Annotated in this window: 1 protein-coding gene; it reads left to right on the top strand. The window is 65.6% G+C overall.

The window, feature by feature from the left end; translation table 11 throughout:
* A partial coding sequence (locus tag P9230_RS32255) for a VCBS domain-containing protein (RefSeq protein ID WP_278121754.1) occupies positions 1-314 on the top strand: 314 nt, incomplete at both ends.

Below are 314 nucleotides of genomic sequence, written 5' to 3'. Positions count from 1 at the left end.
ACGCTGTCGGACAGCGGCACCATCGCCTTCAACGATGTCGACCTGATCGACGTGCACACGACCAGTGTGGCGCCGGATGCCGGCAACACGCTCGGCGGCACGCTGACCATGGGCCTGGTGTCGGAGGATGGCACGAGCGAAGCCGGCACGGTCGGCTGGACCTATGAGGTGGCCAATTCGGCCACGCAGTATCTTGCGGCCGGCGAGACGGCGACGGAGAAGTTCACCGTCACCATTGACGACGGCCATGGCGGCACGGTCGACCAGGTGGTCACGGTGACGGTCACCGGCACCAATGACGATCCGACGATCAC

This window comes from Mesorhizobium sp. WSM4887, assembly GCF_029625865.1.
Classification (GTDB): Bacteria; Pseudomonadota; Alphaproteobacteria; order Rhizobiales; family Rhizobiaceae; genus Mesorhizobium.
This window is presented reverse-complemented; position numbering and strand designations above follow the sequence as displayed.